1 pseudogene is annotated in these 910 nt (G+C 61.3%); it reads right to left on the bottom strand.

The annotated features are described in order from the left end of the window. Positions 1-451, bottom strand: a pseudogene (gene asnB / locus ABB26_RS18350) (asparagine synthase B); the annotation flags it as partial. Between the last annotated feature and the right edge of the window lie 459 nt (positions 452-910).

Here is a 910-nt window from a genome sequence, read left to right as displayed (position 1 = left end):
AATACAGCGGCACCACGCCAATCGGATCGCGCGCGATGATCACGCGGCGCTTGGCGCTGTCCCACAGCGCAAAGGCGAAGATGCCGTTGAGACGGTTGAGGTACGAGGCAGCCTCATCCTCGCGGTACAGCGCGTTGATAACTTCGCAATCCGACGCGGTCTGGAATGCGTAAGGCTGCCTGAGTTCCTTCTTCAGTTCCTGGTGGTTGTAGATCTCACCGTTGACAGCCAGTGCCAGTCCGCCGTCTTCCGACAACAGTGGCTGCGAGCCGCCAGCCGGGTCGACGATGGCCAGGCGCTCGTGCACCAGGATCGCGCCTTCGTCCACGTACACGCCGCTCCAGTCGGGGCCACGATGGCGCTGGCGCTGGGATTGATCAAGCGCCTGGCGACGCAATGCCTGCAGGTCGTCACCGGGTTGCAGGCCGAAAATGCCGAAGATCGAACACATGGGAAAGCTCCTGGGGTTTTGTGGGGGCAAACATTCGAAGCAACGGCATACCGGGACGCAGCCGCTTGGTGTTCCCGCCCGGCCACAAAAAAACCCGCATCGGTCGATGCGGGTTTTCTGGAATCCGGAGCGTGTTGCCTGTTCTAGCTCTGGTCGCAGTCCCGCATCGGCCGCGCACGATTATTCGCGCGCAGATTATTGCGGTTGGTATTGTTGACGGCGGTGGCCAGGAACGAGGACATGGCAGCGACCGTATCCCGCTTTCAGCGCCCGCGCAACTGTTGCTCCGGCAACTGATTCAGCGGACGGGCCGGCAGGCTCCCCGATAATCACCCGCCCCGTTACCCGGACCTGCCGGATGCCCCGTCCCACGCCTGGCCCTTATCCCCACCTGACCCTGCCGACGATAGCCAGTGTGTATATCTCGCGGGTTACACTAAACACAAAATAACAAAAATA

The sequence above is a fragment of the Stenotrophomonas humi genome, from assembly GCF_001431415.1.
Taxonomy (GTDB): domain Bacteria; phylum Pseudomonadota; class Gammaproteobacteria; order Xanthomonadales; family Xanthomonadaceae; genus Stenotrophomonas; species Stenotrophomonas humi.
Note: the sequence above shows the minus strand (reverse complement) of the source record. Positions and strands in the feature narration are given on the sequence as shown.